The 15,237-nt window shown below is 55.5% G+C and carries 17 protein-coding genes and 1 tRNA gene; 8 read left to right on the top strand and 10 right to left on the bottom strand.

Annotated features, from left to right (window positions below):
- Positions 1-5 precede the first annotated feature (5 nt).
- Together CGS49_RS12650 and CGS49_RS12645 are read left to right on the top strand one after the other, a co-directional pair.
- Complete coding sequence (locus tag CGS49_RS12650) at positions 6-1,292, top strand: diaminopimelate decarboxylase (RefSeq protein ID WP_097802148.1); 1,287 nt, start codon at positions 6-8, stop codon at positions 1,290-1,292.
- A gap of 24 nt (positions 1,293-1,316) precedes the next feature.
- Positions 1,317-1,715 (top strand): hypothetical protein, encoded by a 399-nt coding sequence (locus tag CGS49_RS12645; RefSeq protein ID WP_097802147.1) that lies wholly within the window; start codon positions 1,317-1,319, stop codon positions 1,713-1,715.
- 46 nt (positions 1,716-1,761) lie between these two features.
- On the opposite strand, the gene CGS49_RS12640 is transcribed toward CGS49_RS12645, so the two are convergent.
- Genes CGS49_RS12640 through CGS49_RS12630 form a run of 3 tightly spaced genes read right to left on the bottom strand, consistent with a single transcriptional unit; the run spans position 1,762 to position 3,775 of the window.
- The gene (locus tag CGS49_RS12640) at positions 1,762-2,382 is read right to left on the bottom strand and encodes a CatA-like O-acetyltransferase (RefSeq protein WP_097802146.1); all 621 of its coding nucleotides are present in this window, start codon (positions 2,380-2,382) and stop codon (positions 1,762-1,764) included.
- Positions 2,383-2,388: 6 nt separating this feature from the next.
- Entirely contained in the window at positions 2,389-2,763 is a 375-nt protein-coding gene (locus tag CGS49_RS12635) for a PAS domain-containing protein (RefSeq protein ID WP_097802145.1), read from the bottom strand.
- 4 nt (positions 2,764-2,767) lie between these two features.
- Complete coding sequence (locus CGS49_RS12630; RefSeq protein WP_097802144.1) at positions 2,768-3,775, bottom strand: RluA family pseudouridine synthase; 1,008 nt, start codon at positions 3,773-3,775, stop codon at positions 2,768-2,770.
- A gap of 149 nt (positions 3,776-3,924) precedes the next feature.
- Between CGS49_RS12630 and CGS49_RS12625 the strand changes: the two genes are divergently transcribed.
- The 6 genes from CGS49_RS12625 to CGS49_RS12595 all read left to right on the top strand — a co-directional run bounded on the left by CGS49_RS12625 (position 3,925) and on the right by CGS49_RS12595 (position 11,758).
- Positions 3,925-4,644 carry a JAB domain-containing protein gene (locus CGS49_RS12625; RefSeq protein WP_097802143.1) on the top strand — a complete coding sequence of 240 codons (720 nt, stop codon included), beginning with the start codon at positions 3,925-3,927 and terminating at the stop codon, positions 4,642-4,644.
- Between the two features lie 111 nt (positions 4,645-4,755).
- Positions 4,756-6,813 (top strand): excinuclease ABC subunit UvrB, encoded by a 2,058-nt coding sequence (uvrB, locus tag CGS49_RS12620; protein ID WP_097802142.1) that lies wholly within the window; start codon positions 4,756-4,758, stop codon positions 6,811-6,813.
- Entirely contained in the window at positions 6,800-9,661 is a 2,862-nt protein-coding gene (gene uvrA, locus CGS49_RS12615; protein WP_097802141.1) for an excinuclease ABC subunit UvrA, read from the top strand. Before uvrB ends, uvrA begins: the two co-directional genes overlap by 14 nt.
- A 137-nt stretch (positions 9,662-9,798) precedes the next feature.
- A tRNA-Pro gene (locus tag CGS49_RS12610) sits at positions 9,799-9,876 on the top strand.
- Positions 9,877-10,390: 514 nt separating this feature from the next.
- Positions 10,391-11,086, top strand: a complete 696-nt coding sequence (locus CGS49_RS12600) for an alpha/beta hydrolase fold domain-containing protein (RefSeq protein WP_143405868.1) — start codon at positions 10,391-10,393, stop codon at positions 11,084-11,086.
- A 291-nt stretch (positions 11,087-11,377) separates the two neighbouring features.
- Positions 11,378-11,758 carry an SIR2 family NAD-dependent protein deacylase gene (locus CGS49_RS12595; protein WP_207653405.1) on the top strand — a complete coding sequence of 127 codons (381 nt, stop codon included), beginning with the start codon at positions 11,378-11,380 and terminating at the stop codon, positions 11,756-11,758.
- A gap of 317 nt (positions 11,759-12,075) precedes the next feature.
- Here CGS49_RS12595 and CGS49_RS12590 read toward each other — a convergent pair whose 3' ends face one another.
- From CGS49_RS12590 to CGS49_RS12560, 7 genes are all read right to left on the bottom strand, one after another.
- A complete protein-coding gene (locus CGS49_RS12590; protein WP_097802138.1) occupies positions 12,076-12,261 on the bottom strand; it encodes a hypothetical protein in 186 nt (61 codons plus the stop codon).
- A gap of 2 nt (positions 12,262-12,263) precedes the next feature.
- Positions 12,264-12,578: a hypothetical protein gene (locus tag CGS49_RS12585; RefSeq protein ID WP_179859080.1), complete on the bottom strand. Its 315-nt coding sequence runs from the start codon at positions 12,576-12,578 to the stop codon at positions 12,264-12,266.
- 55 nt (positions 12,579-12,633) lie between these two features.
- Entirely contained in the window at positions 12,634-13,299 is a 666-nt protein-coding gene (locus CGS49_RS12580; RefSeq protein ID WP_242975468.1) for an alpha/beta hydrolase, read from the bottom strand.
- 86 nt (positions 13,300-13,385) lie between these two features.
- Positions 13,386-14,126, bottom strand: coding sequence for an N-acetyltransferase (locus tag CGS49_RS12575; protein ID WP_097802136.1), 741 nt, complete (start codon positions 14,124-14,126; stop codon positions 13,386-13,388).
- An 18-nt stretch (positions 14,127-14,144) separates the two neighbouring features.
- Entirely contained in the window at positions 14,145-14,318 is a 174-nt protein-coding gene (locus CGS49_RS12570; RefSeq protein WP_097802135.1) for a cysteine-rich KTR domain-containing protein, read from the bottom strand.
- Positions 14,311-14,760: a hypothetical protein gene (locus CGS49_RS12565; protein WP_097802134.1), complete on the bottom strand. Its 450-nt coding sequence runs from the start codon at positions 14,758-14,760 to the stop codon at positions 14,311-14,313. Before CGS49_RS12565 ends, CGS49_RS12570 begins: the two co-directional genes overlap by 8 nt.
- A gap of 10 nt (positions 14,761-14,770) precedes the next feature.
- The gene (locus CGS49_RS12560; RefSeq protein WP_097802133.1) at positions 14,771-15,208 is read right to left on the bottom strand and encodes a LytTR family DNA-binding domain-containing protein; all 438 of its coding nucleotides are present in this window, start codon (positions 15,206-15,208) and stop codon (positions 14,771-14,773) included.
- Between the last annotated feature and the right edge of the window lie 29 nt (positions 15,209-15,237).

The raw sequence follows: 15,237 nt of genomic DNA, 5'->3' as shown, positions 1-15,237 counted from the left end.
TAACTATGGAAAAGAAACCGTTTCTGACCGAGGAAATGGCGCAGGCGATCATTGAGGATGTGCCCACGCCCTTCCATGTTTACGACGAAAAAGGCATCCGCGAGAATGCTCGCCGCATCAACAAGGCGTTCAGCTGGAACAAGGGTTTCAAGGAGTATTTTGCCGTCAAGGCTCTGCCGAACCCCGTCATCCTGCAGATCCTCAAGGAAGAAGGCTGCGGCGTGGATTGCTCGTCCCTGACCGAGCTCATGCTCAGCGAGGCCTGCGGCTTCACCGGCAGCGACATCATGTTCTCCTCCAACCAGACCCCTGTGGAGGATATGAAGAAGGCCTATGAGCTGGGCGCTTACATCAACTTGGATGACGCCACCATGGTGGAATTCCTGGAGCGTGTGGCCGGTGTGCCCGAGAATATCTTCTGCCGCTATAACCCGGGCGGCACCTTCAGCCTGGGCGAGAGCGAGGAGGGCTTCCAGGTCATGGACAAGCCCGGTGATGCCAAGTACGGCATGACCGAGGAGCAGATGATCGAGAGCTATAAGAAGCTGGCGGCCAAGGGCGCCAAGAACTTTGGTATCCATGCCTTCCTGGCTTCCAACACCATCTCCGACGAATACTATCCCGAGCTGGCCGGTATCCTGTTCCAGATGGCTGTCCGTGTGCAGAAGGCCACCGGTGTGCACATCGGCTACATCAACCTGTCTGGCGGCGTGGGCATCCCGTACCGCCCCGAGCAGACCGAGAACGACATCATGGCCATCGGTGAGGGTGTGCGCAAGAAATTTGAGGAGATCCTCGTCCCCGCAGGCATGGGCGATGTGGCCATCTTCACCGAGATGGGCCGCTTCACCACCGGCCCCTACGGCGCACTGGTGGCCACTGCCATCCACGAGAAGCACATTTATAAGGAGTACATCGGTCTGGACGCCTGCGCGGCCAACCTGATGCGCCCGGCTATGTACGGCGCTTACCATCACATCACCGTGCTGGGCAAGGAGAATGCCCCCTGCGACCACATGTACGATGTGGTGGGCGGTCTGTGCGAGAACAACGACAAGTTTGCCATCGACCGCATGCTGCCGAAGATCGACATCGGCGATATCGTCTATATCCACGACACCGGTGCACACGGTTCTGCCATGGGCTACAACTACAACGGCAAGCTGCGCAGCGCCGAAGTGCTGCTGTGCGAGGACGGCAGCCATCGCCTGATCCGCCGTGCCGAGACCCCGCGTGACTATTTTGCAACGCTGGACTTCCTGCCTTTCATGAAGCCGTTCTTTGAGGATTAACCGACAACACACGAGGTACCACCGATGTTTTTTGGCTTTCAGCTCACCCTTGGCCTGATGATGGTCTTTTACGGCTACTCGGTCATGAAAAATCCCCGTGTCTGGGGCGATCAGGGCCGCCGTGCCGTCAAGGCCGAACACTTTGAGGAATACTGCCGCCAGAATGGCCTGTTCTTTCTAAAGGCGGGCTGCGTGGTAGCGGTGATCGGCGCGCTGGATGCCCTTGTCACGCTGGATGCCCTGTTGTATGCGCTGCTCTACATCTTCGGCCTGGCCTTTGCGTTCTACCCGCTCACCCGCTGGTGCAAAGCCAACGAGGGCTTCACCTGGCCCTGGCCCCACGTCCAGAGCGAGAAAAAGCGCATCAAAGAGCTGCGCAAAAATCAGGGATCCCAGGAAGCGCAGGAACAGGATAAAAAGTAACACATAACAAAAAAATCTGCCGTACAATGTGCGGCAGATTTTTTGTTTATAATGCATCAATATTCGCTTGCAGATGTTTGTAAAACAGCCCCAGGTGGTACCCATCAATGAACCGGTGGTTCACCTCAAGGCTCATGCCCAGTGTTTCGCGGCCATTTTCCGGGACATATTTGCCCCAGGTGATGCGGGGGATGTTGTCGTCCTTATCAAAATCCCGCTCGTTGGTGCAGCCGGTCAGGTCGAACCACGGGGTGCAGGAAATGTAGATGAGGTCATCCGGCTCACCGCTCTGGTCCAGAAAGGTTTTCTGCGCGTCACTTTTGGCTTTGGCCGCCCGGCAGAATTCGTCCAGCGTGCCGGTCTTCGGCAGGGTGACGATGTGGAACTGCTCGCTGCTGAGTTTCCGGTCGGTCAGGCTGGGGATGCGTTCATCCAGCAGCCACACTTCACCCGCCCGGATGGTATAGCGGAAGTTCTCCACGGCATTCACGGCGTCGGTCACCAGATATCCGAGGGCATAATAGAAGGAGATGCCGTGGGCCTTCGCGTAGGCGTGGAGGTTCGTCACGTCCACCCGGAAGGTGACGCTGTAAAACGGCTGCGACACCCCGGAAAAGAACCGGAACAGCTCTGCCCGGGGCCAGGTGGAAAGGTCGATCTTCTGCATGAAATCTTACTCCATATCGTACCGCTTCATGGTCTCCCGCGTGCGGGACTCGTGCTTCTCGTAGTAGCCGATGAGGGTACCGTCGTCGTCCCGCAGAGCCACCATGTAGACGTCCCGGTCATGCTTTTCATCGTAGTGGGTAAAGATGAGGTTGTGGCTCTTGTCGGCGGCAAACCAGTCCACCACCTTCTGGATGGCGGCCACAGACTGCGGGTTGTGGCAGTTCATCAGGCTGCGGCCCAGCAGGGAAGCGCCGCCGTATTTGGCGTAGTCCCGGATGGCCGAGGGGTTCATATAAAGGATGGTGTGGTTCAGGTCGCAGATGACCACATGCTCACGGTCCTGCTCGATGATGCTTTTGAAGTAGGCGTTCAGTTCCATGGTATTATTCTCCTTTGGCAGGTTCAGTCTTGTTTTTGTCCAGCGCATCAAACTGCTTCACGATCTGCGGGTCCTTCAGCTTGATGACTTTGCCGGAGAGGTAATGCAGGGTGTTTTCCTCCGGGATATCGAGGAAGCTGATGCGCACGGCGCACAGGGCCTGCGTTTTGGTACCGGTGCGCTCGTTCATCTTGCGGTTGCCGTACTTGATGTCGCCCAGCACCGGACGGCCCAGGTAGGCCAGATGGGCACGAATTTGATGGGTGCGGCCGGTGATGAGCCCGATCTTGCACAGCGCAAAGGGCCCGGCGGTGCGCAGCACGTCCACATCGGTGATGATCTGTTTGCGGCGCTCGTCCTGCGACTGGTGGGCGTGGATGCTCACCTTGTTGTTTTTCTCGTCGTGCTCCCACCACGCGGTGAACCGCCCGCTCTGCGGAATGCCCACCGTGATGGTGTAGTATTCCTTCTTGAGCAGGTCGGTGCGGATGATCTCGTTCATGTCCCGCAGGGCGGCGTAGCTCTTGGCGGCAATGACAAGACCTTCGGTGCCGCGGTCCAGCCGGTTGCAGACGCCAGGCTTGAAGCGGTTCTCGCCGTGGGGGTCATACTCGCCCTTTTCGGCCAGATACTGGGTGAAGGCATCCACAAGGTTCGCGTCACCGGTGCGGTCGCTGTGGCACAAAAGGTGGGTGGGTTTATACAGCACAGCGATGTTTTCATCCTCATAAATGACGGTGACCTTGGGCTGATTCTGCTTTTTCTTCGGGGCGGCTTTCGGCACGGCGGGCTTTGCGCCCTCGGGCGGGAAGAACTCGTCGTTGATGTACAGCTCAATAAGGTCGCCTGTCTGCAGGCGGTACTCCGGCGCAGCTTTTTTGCCGTTTACCTTCACCCGCTTATTGCGGAAGCTTTTGTACAGCAGGCTGGTGGGAAAGTCGCGGGTCACGCTCTGCACAAAGCGTGAGAGGCGGACACCGTCGTCGTTGGCGGTTGCGGTATATTGTTTCATAAGTGTTCCTCAATCTATAAAGTGTACTTTTATAGTAATACAGCATCTGCTGCAAGTCAACGCGCAAAAATATATTTTCCCGCAAGCCTTGAGTTCTGGCGGCAAAATGGGTACTATTATAAGGAACGAACCAGAAAAGGAGAACCGTCATGGCAGAACAAAAACGGCACAAGGGCCACCGCCAGCGGATGCGGGAGCGGGTGCAGAACTACGGGCTGGACAGCCTGGCTGAGCACGAAGCGCTGGAGTACATCCTCTACCTGACCAATGCGCAGAAGGACACCAACGGCATCGCCCACGACCTGATCGACCGCTTCGGCGATTTTGCCGCCGTGCTGGAGGCCAGCGAGGAAGAACTGTGCACCGTGGAGGGTGTGGGCCCGGCCAGTGCCCGGATGCTGCATCTGCTGCCGCAGATCTGCCGCTACTATGGCCGCAGCCGCACCAGCACCACCCGCTGCATCAAGACCACCGAGCAGATGGGCAGCTACCTGATGGCAAAGTTCGCCTGGTCGGACTACGAGCGCGCCATGCTGGTCAGTCTGGACAGCCGCAGGCGGGTGCGTGCCGCCGTCTGGCTGCGGGAAGGCACCTCCGACCGGGTGAGCCTGGACATCAAGGATGTGGTAGCGGCGGCCATCAAAGGCGGAACCGATGCTGTGGTGCTCTGCCACAACCACCCCAACGGCGTGGCGCTGCCCTCCATGGAAGACATGGACGCCACCGGCAGCATCGCCCGGGCGCTGGGCCTGGTGAAAATTCATCTGCTGGACCACTTCATCCTGACAGATACCGAGTATTTCTCCATGCGGGATGCGAACCGCCTGCCCATCTTCGATTTCAAGACCGGCACGCTGTTCTGGCCCTGACGGGTCGGACAACAAAAAACTGTTTACATTATAAAACTGCTGTGCTATAATCATAGCGTGAAATACAACTGATTGTGGTTCTTTGCGCGAGGGCCGGAGAGGAGAGGGAAGATGGCAGACGAAAAATTTGAACTGGTATCCTCTTACCAGCCCACCGGCGACCAGCCGCAGGCCATTGAAACACTGGTAAAGGGCGTAGAGCGGGGGGACCGCTGCCAGACTCTGCTTGGCGTCACCGGCAGCGGCAAGACCTTCACCATGGCCAACGTCATTGCCCAGTGCAACCGGCCCACACTGGTGCTGGCGCATAACAAAACACTGGCGGCCCAGCTGTGCACCGAGTTCCGGTCCTTCTTCCCGAACAACGCGGTGGAGTACTTCGTCAGCTACTACGACTACTACCAGCCGGAAGCCTATATTCCCAGCACCGACACCTATATTGAAAAGGACAGTGCCATCAACGACGAGATCGACCGCCTGCGCCACTCGGCCACGGCGGCCCTTTCCGAGCGGCGGGATGTCATCATTGTGGCGTCGGTATCCTGCATCTACTCGCTGGGTGACCCTATCGACTACCGCAGCATGGTCATCAGCCTGCGGCCCGGGATGCAGATGGAGCGGGACGAGCTGTGCCAGAAGCTGGTGACACTGCAGTATGAGCGCAACGACGTGAATTTTGTACGCAATAAGTTCCGGGTGCACGGCGATATCGTGGACATTTACCTTGCCTATATGAGCGAGCTTGCCATCCGGGTGGAGTTCTTCGGGGACGAGATCGACCGCATCACCGAGTTCAATCCGCTTACCGGCGCGAAGCAGAACGTGGTGAAGCATGTGGCCATCTTCCCGGCCAGCCACTATATTGTCAGCGCCGAGAAAAAGGCCGCAGCGCTGGAAAAGATCCGCGCCGAGTGTGATGCGCAGGTGAAGCAGTTCACCGCCGAGGGCAAGCTCATCGAGGCTCAGCGCATCGCCCAGCGCACCAATTACGACATCGAGATGCTCAACGAGGTGGGCATGTGCAAGGGCATCGAGAACTATTCGGCGGTGCTCTCCGGCCGCGCGCCGGGCAGTATGCCGACCACCCTGCTGGATTATTTCCCGGACGATTTCCTGCTGTTCGTGGACGAGAGCCACGTCACTCTGCCGCAGGTGCGCGCCATGTACGGCGGCGACTACGCCCGCAAAAAGACGCTGGTGGAGTACGGCTTCCGTCTGCCGTCGGCGTTCGACAACCGCCCGCTGAAGTTTGAGGAAGTGGAGTCCAAGCTCAACCAGATGATCTTCGTCTCGGCTACCCCCGGCGACTATGAGCGCCAGAACAGTACCCAGGTGGCCCAGCAGGTCATCCGGCCCACCGGTCTGCTGGACCCGCTCATTTCGGTGCGCCCGGTGGAAGGGCAGGTGGTGGACCTGTTGGGCGAGATCAACACCCGCATCGAGCGGCACGAGCGCGTTCTGGTGACCACTCTGACCAAAAAGATGGCCGAGGACCTGACCGATTATCTCACCGAGCAGGGCATCAAGGTCAAGTATATGCACCACGAGGTGGACACCTTTGAGCGCATGGAGATCATCAAGGACCTGCGTCTGGGCTCCATCGACGTAGTGGTGGGCATCAACCTTCTGCGTGAAGGCCTCGACCTGCCCGAAGTGAGCCTTGTGGCCATTCTGGACGCCGATAAAGAAGGTTTCCTGCGCAGCGAGACCAGCCTCATCCAGACCATTGGCCGCGCTGCCCGCAACGCCGAGGGCCTTGTTATCATGTATGCGGACGTGGTCACCGACAGCATGGACCGCGCCATCACCGAGACCGAGCGCCGCCGCGCCATTCAGATGGCCTACAATCAGGAGCACGGCATCGTGCCCAAGACCATCGTTAAAGCCATTGCGGACAGCATCGAGATCAGCGATAAGGCTGAGAACGCCAAGCTCAACACCCGCCGCATGGGCAAACTGGAGCGGGAAGCCGCCATTGAGCGCCTGACCCGCGAGATGAAGGAAGCGGCAAAGCTGTTGGAGTTCGAGCACGCGGCCTTCCTGCGTGATCAGATCGACCGCTTGCGCCGGGGCGAGAACCCCACCGTGGACTCTGCCGCCGAGACGGAGCGCAAACAGAACCATTCACAGACACAACGAAAAGGGAGAAAATACCTTGGCAAACGATAAGATCGTCATCAAAGGTGCCCGCGAGCACAACCTGAAAAATGTCAGCCTGACCCTCCCGCGGGAAAAGCTGATCGTCATGACCGGCCTTTCCGGTTCGGGCAAGTCGAGCCTTGCTTTCGACACCATCTACGCCGACGGTCAGCGCCGCTATGTGGAGAGCCTGTCCAGCTATGCCCGTATGTTCTTGGGCCGCATGGACAAGCCCGATGTGGACGAGATCACAGGCCTTTCACCGGCCATCTCCATCGACCAGAAGACCACCAGTCACAACCCCCGCTCCACCGTGGGCACCGTGACCGAGATCTACGATTACCTGCGCCTGCTGTATGCCCGCGTGGGCGTGCCCCACTGCCCGGTGTGCGGGCGGGTCATCAGCCAGCAGACCGTGGACGAGATGGTGGATGCAGTGCTGAAACTGGACGAAGGCACGAAGTTTCAGGTGCTGGCCCCGGTGGTGCGCCAGCGCAAGGGCACCCAGCAGAAGGAGCTGGATGCCGCCCGCCGCGGCGGCTATGCCCGTGTGAAAATTGACGGCAACATGTACGATCTCGACGAGGAGATTAAACTGGAAAAGAACATCAAGCACACGGTGGAGATCGTCGTGGACCGCCTTGCCCTGCGCAAGGGCATCCGGGGCCGTCTGGCGGATTCGCTGGAGACGGCGCTGGCCCTCACCGGCGGCATCGCTGAGGTGGATGTCATCGGCGGCGAGTGCATGACCTTCAGCCAGAACTTTGCCTGCCCGGAACACGGCATCTCCATCAGCGACCTGTCACCTCGGCTGTTCTCCTTTAATAATCCGCTGGGTGCCTGCGAAAAGTGCACCGGCCTTGGCACCTTCATGCGAGTGGATGAGGAGCGCATCCTGCCCAACCGGAACCTGTCCATCCGCGAGGGTGCCATCAAGGCCAGCGGCTGGTATTATGCAGAAGGCTCTGTGAGCGAGATGTACTACCTAGGCCTTGGGAAAAAGTACGGTTTCACGCTGGATACGCCCATCAAAGATATGAGCACCGAAGCCGTCAACGCCCTGCTCTACGGCACCAATGGCGAGAAGATCGAGATGCACCGCACCAACGAGTTCGGCAGCGGTGTATACTACAACACGTTTGAGGGCATCGTGGAGAATCTGGAGCGCCGCTTCCGCGAGACCAACAGCGAGTGGATGAAAGAGGAGATCGGCAGCTTCATGTCCGGTGTGGAGTGCCCGGACTGCCACGGCAAGCGTCTGAAACCGGTGGTGCTGGCCGTGACCATCGGCGATAAGAACATCAGCGACTTCTGCGAGATGTCCATCCGGGATGAGCTGGCGTTCATCAAGGAAAATGAGCCGAATCTGACCGAAAAGCAGCGCCAGATCGGCGGCCAGATCATGAAGGAGATCAAGAACCGCCTGCAGTTTTTGCAGAGCGTGGGTCTGGATTACCTCACGCTGGCCCGGTCGGCGGGCACGCTGTCCGGCGGTGAGAGCCAGCGCATCCGCCTGACCACCCAGATCGGCAGCGCCCTTTCCGGTGTGCTGTATGTGCTGGATGAGCCCAGCATCGGCCTGCACCAGCGCGACAACGACAAGCTGATTGCTACGCTCAAAAATCTGCGCGACCTTGGCAATACGGTCATTGTGGTGGAGCACGATGAGGACACCATGCGCAGCGCAGATTATATCGTGGACGTGGGCCCGGGTGCCGGCGTGCACGGCGGCGAGATCGTGGCCGCAGGCAGCGTAAAGGATATCTGCAAGGCCAAGCGCAGCATTACCGGCGACTATCTCTCCGGCCGCAAGCGCATTGCAGTGCCCCAGACCCGCCGCACCGGCAACGGTCACTGCCTGACCGTAAAGGGCGCACGGGAAAACAACCTGCGCAATATCGATGTCAGCTTCCCGCTGGGGGAGTTCATCTGCGTCACCGGCATTTCCGGTTCGGGCAAGTCCAGCCTCATCAACGAGATCCTGTACAAAACGCTGGCCAGCGAACTGAACGGTGCCCGCTCCCGCGCCGGCAAGTGCGATGGGGTAGAGGGGCTGGAGTTCGTGGATAAGGTCATCGGCATCGACCAGCAGCCCATCGGCCGCACCCCACGCTCCAACCCCGCCACCTACACCGGCGTGTTCAACGATATCCGCACCGTATTTTCCCAGACGCAGGACGCCAAGATGCGCGGCTACGGCCCGGGGCGGTTCAGTTTCAACGTCAAGGGCGGTCGCTGCGAAGCCTGCGAGGGCAACGGCATTCTGCAGATCGAGATGCACTTTTTGCCGGATGTATATGTGCCCTGCGAGGTGTGCAAGGGCGCGCGCTACAACCGGGAAACGCTGGAAGTAAAGTATAAGGAAAAGACCATTGCGGATGTGCTGAACATGACCGTGGAGGAAGCGGTGGTGTTCTTTGCCAACCAGCCCAAGATCGCCCGCAAGCTGCAAACGCTGCTGGACGTGGGTCTTGGCTACGTCACCTTGGGGCAGAGCGCCACCACCCTTTCCGGTGGCGAAGCCCAGCGTGTGAAGCTGGCCAATGAGCTGGCCCGCCGCAGCACCGGCAAGACGGTGTATATCCTCGACGAGCCCACCACCGGCCTGCACATCGCAGATGTGCACCGACTGATCGAGGTGCTGCAGAAGCTGGTGGACGCGGGCAACACCGTCATCGTCATCGAGCACAACCTGGATCTCATCAAGTGTGCCGACCACATCATTGATCTCGGCCCCGAGGGCGGCAGCGCCGGCGGTGAGATCGTGGCCGAGGGCACCCCTGAGCAGGTGGCCGAGGTGCCCGGCAGCTTTACCGGCCAGTACCTGAAACCGCTGCTGGAAAAAGATAAGCAGCTGCAGGCGGAGCAGGGCAAATAAAACGGCGTATGTGCGTATAAATCAGACTTTTCTTCAAAAAACACGAAAAAATTCAAAAAAGCGGTTGACAAAACCACTGCATCTGAGTATAATATTTCTTGTCGCCGATGCTTCGGTAGGGAGGCAGAGGACGATATCCGGGTGTAGCGCAGTTTTGGTAGCGCGCTTGAATGGGGTTCAAGAGGCCGTGAGTTCGATTCTCGCCACTCGGACCAAAAATCCAACGATTTCACGTTAGAAATCGTTGGATTTTTTTCGTTTGTGGGCTGACCTCATTTGGTTTTGACCACAATTTTGACCACAATGCGGGCGGTTTTATCTGGTCTAATTAGTGCCGTTCCTGCCTCCATTTTCATTTTATAAGCAAAACCTTCGCAGCCGCTTTTATTGAAATAAGTCCCATCAAAAACATGCGAGAACGTCTTGCTTTTTCTGAAGGACAGTGTTATAATGGTTAGAAATGACTAACGCTGGATGAATGAAAGTGGTGATATAGGATGAGCCTTCTATATAGTATATTAAAACCAATCGTAAAGACGGTGGTGAAGGGCAGTTCCCTTCACAAAGAGGAGTCCTATGAGGAGTTTAAGCAGGCATCCTATGACATCCAGCGAAAATTCAAGTTTTCTCTTCCGAAAATCAAGGGATTTGAGTTTCGGGACGAAATAATGGACGGATTTCACGTCATCGTGGGAAAAAAAGACCGGAACCAAGCCGGATTGCGCGGTTGTGTACTTCCCCGGCGGTGGATCGAGGCGATGGCAGCTTCCGTATAGGGGGTCTATCAGGAATTATATTGAGGGAACAGGAGCGGAGCTCTGGATACCGCTTTATCCGCTGCTGCCGGACTATGATCTTATGGACGAAACGGAGTTTACTATTCGACTGCATGAGAAGATGCTGAAAAGGTTTCCTGCGGAGAACATCGTCTGGCTTGGAATTTCCGGCGGCGCGGATGTCCTGATGCAGGCAGGACGGCACATGGTTAAAAAATATCCAGAGCTTCCCATGCCGGGACTGATGCTACCCGTTTCTGTGTCAGGACTATTGATGAGCGAGGATGCGAAAACGCGGATGAGAGGGATTGATTCCCGCGATCCGATCCTCCACTGGGATATGTTTGAGACGATGGTAAAGTATTATAACCCGAACGGAGATCTTCCGCAGTACATTCTCGGCAAGGCGGATGAGGACGATTACACAGGCTTCCCTAAAATCATCATGTACTTTGGCGGAGATGAGGTTTTTGCCGGAATCGCGCCGGATTATGAAAAATCCTTCATCCGCTGCGGGGTGAAGGATTATGAGATCAAAATAAAAGAGGGTATGCCGCACGCTTATCCAATGTTCACGTTCCTGAAAGAAGGGCGCGAGGGCGAGAGGGAGATTATAGCGGACATCAATCGCTATTTTGAAAGTTGCTAACGGAGAAATTACAGTGAGTACATATAACGACATAGAGGTCGGCAAAGTGATCTCTACTCTAAAGGTCATTATTGACCGCGTCTATGTAATCGGCGATGGAGAAGAGCATAAGGTCAATGTATTCCTGAAGGGTGAAGACTTCGAATATGCCGAACCAATGTAGACCACTGTTTTCAGAAGGCTGGCTTTGATAAAAAGCGGCTGTTCTATACGCAAGGAGATTACGGCCTGTTCCAATGCAGTGAGCCGTGCTGTCAGGAGACTTTCGATAACGAAGCCGTGATCCGTGAAATGGTCAAGCGGCAGGAAAATATGAAAATACCATCTGAACTTCTGCCGGTCTGCCCTCACTGTGGCAAGCCTATGACCATGAATCTCCGCTGCGATGATACCTTTGTGGAAGACGAAGGCTGGCACAGAGCAGCGGAGCGGTATGAGAACTTTCTCCGCACCAGAAGTGGGCAGAGCATTCTCTTTCTGGAACTGGGTGTAGGCTACAATACGCCGGTCATCATCAAGTACCCCTTCTGGCAGATGACGGCGAAGAACTCCCATGCCACTTATGCCTGTATCAATCAAGGGCAAGCAGTTTGTCCGCAGGAGATAGATCGGCAGGCGATCTGCATTGATGCAGATATTGGAACCACACTGAGCATTATAGTGGGAGAGTGAATAGCAGAGAGGTGTTCCATGCTCCGTCACGATAAATGCACCCCCCTAAATTGAGAACTGCACCCCCTCTGAACCGAAGTTGCACCCCCTTTAAGGTTTTCTATCAAAATTACGGTTCTTTGCCAAATAAAAATAATCCGAACTTGTCTCCGATAGGAGATGGGTTCGGATTATTTGTTTTATAGGGAAAATCTAACAAAGTCGTGAATTTTGGACATGGGTTCGTTCAACCCACTTCGAGATTGTTTGTCCTGATAGAGAACAGTACACTTTCGCAATAGGATGGATCTTTTCGAATTTTTGCACACACTCAAAGTTCAATCCTCGTGAGGTTCATCGTCATTCTCCGCGTCTCTGAAATTCAAAGCGGCGACCAGGCAGCCAAATGCGCCCGACCAGATCAGCCCGGCATAGATCCACGATTGGGCAAATCCGAAAAGGGTGCCCGCAATCAGCAGCAGAGCCGCTGCGGTCAATAACAAGCGCACGGATGATTTTTTCATGCTCAGCAGCTCCTTTCGGTGCGAAGATAATATTCTACTCGGTGCACGTCCTCTGGATGTACGGAAACATACCACAGGGAGCGTGACGCTGCACAGGAAGGCATCGGTGCATTCAGCGGCACCGGGAGCAGTGCAGCCCGCACTTTATACGGAATATGGTTTTCAACCATGAAGAAGCGCAGCTGTTCCAGCCGCTCGATGGAGTACAGCGTATCAAATTCGATCCATTTTTCTCTTTTCGGAAAAAGAGCTTTCAAAAAGTTCATAAAAGTATCCTTTCTCAAAGCAAAAGACGCAGGGCAGCTTGATTTTTTCAAGTTCTGCTCTGCGTCTTTGCGTCTGGCATATCGTATTATTGTGTCAGGGTCAGGTTCAAAAAACTTTGCACCGCTTAAAATGTATCCCTGAACGGCATTGTGATCTTCTTTCCAAAAGCATGGGCTGATTTTTCAAAATCCAGTTGTCTAAAAACTGCAGCTGTTCTTTCGTATGAAACCAATGCTCTCCGCTAGGCATAACGGTCAGCTCTGCATTGATTTTTTCCGCAAAGGCCTTTATGGTTTCCTTGGAGGTCAGATTGTCATTTTCCCCATACAAAATGCACGTAGGGATTTTCCATGAAATCGGATGCTCCCGGACATAGCAGAGATATTTCCACGACAGCGTTTCGCCAAATGTTGTGGGAATTTCCAGTTTCTCTGCAAGTTCGGATTCGGAGACGCCAGCCCATTGCATCATGTTGCAAATCAGCTGTTCCATATCGACCACTGGAGAAATAAAATAAGCGGTATCCACCAATTTTTCATCCAGTGAGGACAAAGAGAAAAACGCACCAATGCTGTTTGCTACCAGCGTGATGGAATCCTCGCGTTTCCGCAGTGCCGCAAAAAATCCGGGAAATTCCTCCGTGGCTTCCCATGGAGCTTGTGCGCGGTAGTCGAAACCAATGACTTCACGGTCAGGGAATAGGGCGTTATAATGCTCGGCCTCTTGCGCCGAACCGCCCTTTCCGTGAACGTATACAACGATTTCTTTCATATAAGATCCTCCAAAATAAAAACGTAGCGCACCCCAATTCCATGGGCTGCACTGCGTCTAAGCATCTGGCGTCTTGCTTGATTCCATTATTCTGCTGCCAATTTCAAAAATTTCTTGTCCGACTGGATGCCCTGCATCACAAATTTTCCGTCCCGGAACAGTGCGTAGGTGGTGACAGGTGCAGGCAGGTTCCGCGCGGTTTCTTTGTCGGTGATATGAACCACCTTGAGCGGAATGTTGTGTGCCTGCGCCGTTTCCTGCACTTTCGGCACCCAGTAAGCTGTAAAGGGGCATTGATCGGTGTAGTAAAGCACAAAACCGTCCTCGTCCATCTTGGGGTGCTTTGCGCAGGATTTGAATTTCGGCAGTTCGGCATCCGGCATAAGCGGCAGAGCCATCAGGTTGATGCCGCAGTCTGAAACATCCGCAGATACAAAGCCCTGATGTGCCAGAAATTTCGGGTCGCCCAGAAACTCCCGCTTCCGGCCCTCGGCGGACAGGATGCACAGTCCTTTCCGGCCCTGCGTCTTGGCATCCCGGATGCACTCGGAGAGCAGATCGTTGGAATATCCGTGGCCCTTCATGGAGCCGGAAACCCACAGGCAGTCGATGTACAGCCAGCCGTCTGCTTCAATGGGCACCCAAGCATTTTCTGCCGGGATGTATTCAATAAAGCACTTGCCGCGCTCTACGCTGCGGTAGAAAACAAGGCCCTCGTCAAACCGCTGCTTGAGCCATTCTTTTTTGGCAAGGCTCTGCTTGTCGGACATGGCACAGCAGATGTGTTCCTTGTCGATGTTTTCTTTTGTAATGCGGATATATTCCATCGAAGCTTCCTCCCAACTTTATGCCTTTTCCGGCACGGTTTCTTCCATTTTTCCGTCTTTGAAGCGAATCACGCAGGTGTATTTGCATTTGGGGCAAAACAGCGGAAAATCTTCCAGCACCGTATGCTCCCGAATCATCGTGCGCGTTTTGCTGCCGCACTTCGGGCATCGTATCCAATCCGTTTTAGCCATTTGCGGCGTCCTCCTTGTTGCGTTCTTCCAGCTTTCTCTGCCGGATCTGTTCATTCAGCTGCGTGGCGGTGTAGAAGCTCTGCCCGAAGTCGATCAGATGCCACAGAATCTTCGCAGCCAGAATAAACGAGCCGTAGATCACGCCATCCAGCGCATTGTACCAAAAGCCCCAGCTATGGGCGAGTGGAAGCAGTATCGCTTCCAGGAAAGCCGCGTGCAGGATGGTGCGGAACCACCACGCCCGGTTTGTCAGTTCTTCACTGGAAGCATATACGATGAGCGTGGCCATGCTCACCAGCGTCAGCAGGATGCAGCGGCCAAAAAAGCGGACGACCGGCAGCTCGCTGGTGGGGTTGAACAACAGGCACATGAAAAAGGTGATGAGCATGACAAGGCCGTAGACAAACACAAACCGATGCAGCCAGAATTCGATTTTTTTCATACGCTCCTCCTTATCGCCCCAGCAGCCGTTTCAGGGCACTGACATATTGCCGGGAAATCATGACCTTTTCGCCGTTGTCCAGCACCGCTTCAAAGCGGCCGGAAAGGGAAGGGAGAATAGAATCAATTTTTCCGGCATTCAAAATCATGGACTTGCTGCATCGGAACAACATCGTGCCGATGCACAGCGCTTCAAATTCATAGAGCTTCTGTTTGCAGGAGAACACTTCTTTCTGGCAGTACAGAAACGAGTTTCCCTCTACCACTTCAAAATAGTAGATGTCACCGAGCTTCAAGCGGCACATCTTTCCATCCAGAACGCCATTCACCGTGATCTGCCCAGCGGCAATGTTCTGCACCTCACTGACCCACGGTTCTTCGGGGTCGTGGCAGCGGATCAGCACTTCTTCTGGCGTTTCGGTCGTGACTTGTTCAACGGTCAATTTCATGTCGTCCCTCCTCCCTCTGAAAATACTAT

The sequence above is a fragment of the Faecalibacterium langellae genome (assembly GCF_002549775.1).
Classification (GTDB): Bacteria; Bacillota; Clostridia; order Oscillospirales; family Ruminococcaceae; genus Faecalibacterium; species Faecalibacterium langellae.
The sequence above is the reverse complement of the archived record's forward strand: the minus strand, read 5'-3'. Positions and strand labels throughout refer to the sequence as shown.

Bases quoted from the DNA above. Each gene is read 5' to 3' on its own strand.
- CGS49_RS12640 (WP_097802146.1), bottom strand. From the start codon at position 2,382: ATGCAGAAGATCGACCTTTCCACCTGGCCCCGGGCAGAGCTGTTCCGG.
- CGS49_RS12570 (WP_097802135.1), bottom strand. From the start codon at position 14,318: ATGGCTAAAACGGATTGGATACGATGCCCGAAGTGCGGCAGCAAAACG.
- CGS49_RS12625 (WP_097802143.1), top strand. From the start codon at position 3,925: ATGGCAGAACAAAAACGGCACAAGGGCCACCGCCAGCGGATGCGGGAG.
- CGS49_RS12630 (WP_097802144.1), bottom strand. From the start codon at position 3,775: ATGAAACAATATACCGCAACCGCCAACGACGACGGTGTCCGCCTCTCA.
- CGS49_RS12595 (WP_207653405.1), top strand. From the start codon at position 11,378: ATGGTCAAGCGGCAGGAAAATATGAAAATACCATCTGAACTTCTGCCG.
- CGS49_RS12580 (WP_242975468.1), bottom strand. From the start codon at position 13,299: ATGAAAGAAATCGTTGTATACGTTCACGGAAAGGGCGGTTCGGCGCAA.
- CGS49_RS12650 (WP_097802148.1), top strand. From the start codon at position 6: ATGGAAAAGAAACCGTTTCTGACCGAGGAAATGGCGCAGGCGATCATT.
- uvrB (WP_097802142.1), top strand. From the start codon at position 4,756: ATGGCAGACGAAAAATTTGAACTGGTATCCTCTTACCAGCCCACCGGC.
- CGS49_RS12590 (WP_097802138.1), bottom strand. From the start codon at position 12,261: ATGAAAAAATCATCCGTGCGCTTGTTATTGACCGCAGCGGCTCTGCTG.
- CGS49_RS12565 (WP_097802134.1), bottom strand. From the start codon at position 14,760: ATGAAAAAAATCGAATTCTGGCTGCATCGGTTTGTGTTTGTCTACGGC.
- CGS49_RS12635 (WP_097802145.1), bottom strand. From the start codon at position 2,763: ATGGAACTGAACGCCTACTTCAAAAGCATCATCGAGCAGGACCGTGAG.
- CGS49_RS12575 (WP_097802136.1), bottom strand. From the start codon at position 14,126: ATGGAATATATCCGCATTACAAAAGAAAACATCGACAAGGAACACATC.
- CGS49_RS12560 (WP_097802133.1), bottom strand. From the start codon at position 15,208: ATGAAATTGACCGTTGAACAAGTCACGACCGAAACGCCAGAAGAAGTG.
- CGS49_RS12645 (WP_097802147.1), top strand. From the start codon at position 1,317: ATGTTTTTTGGCTTTCAGCTCACCCTTGGCCTGATGATGGTCTTTTAC.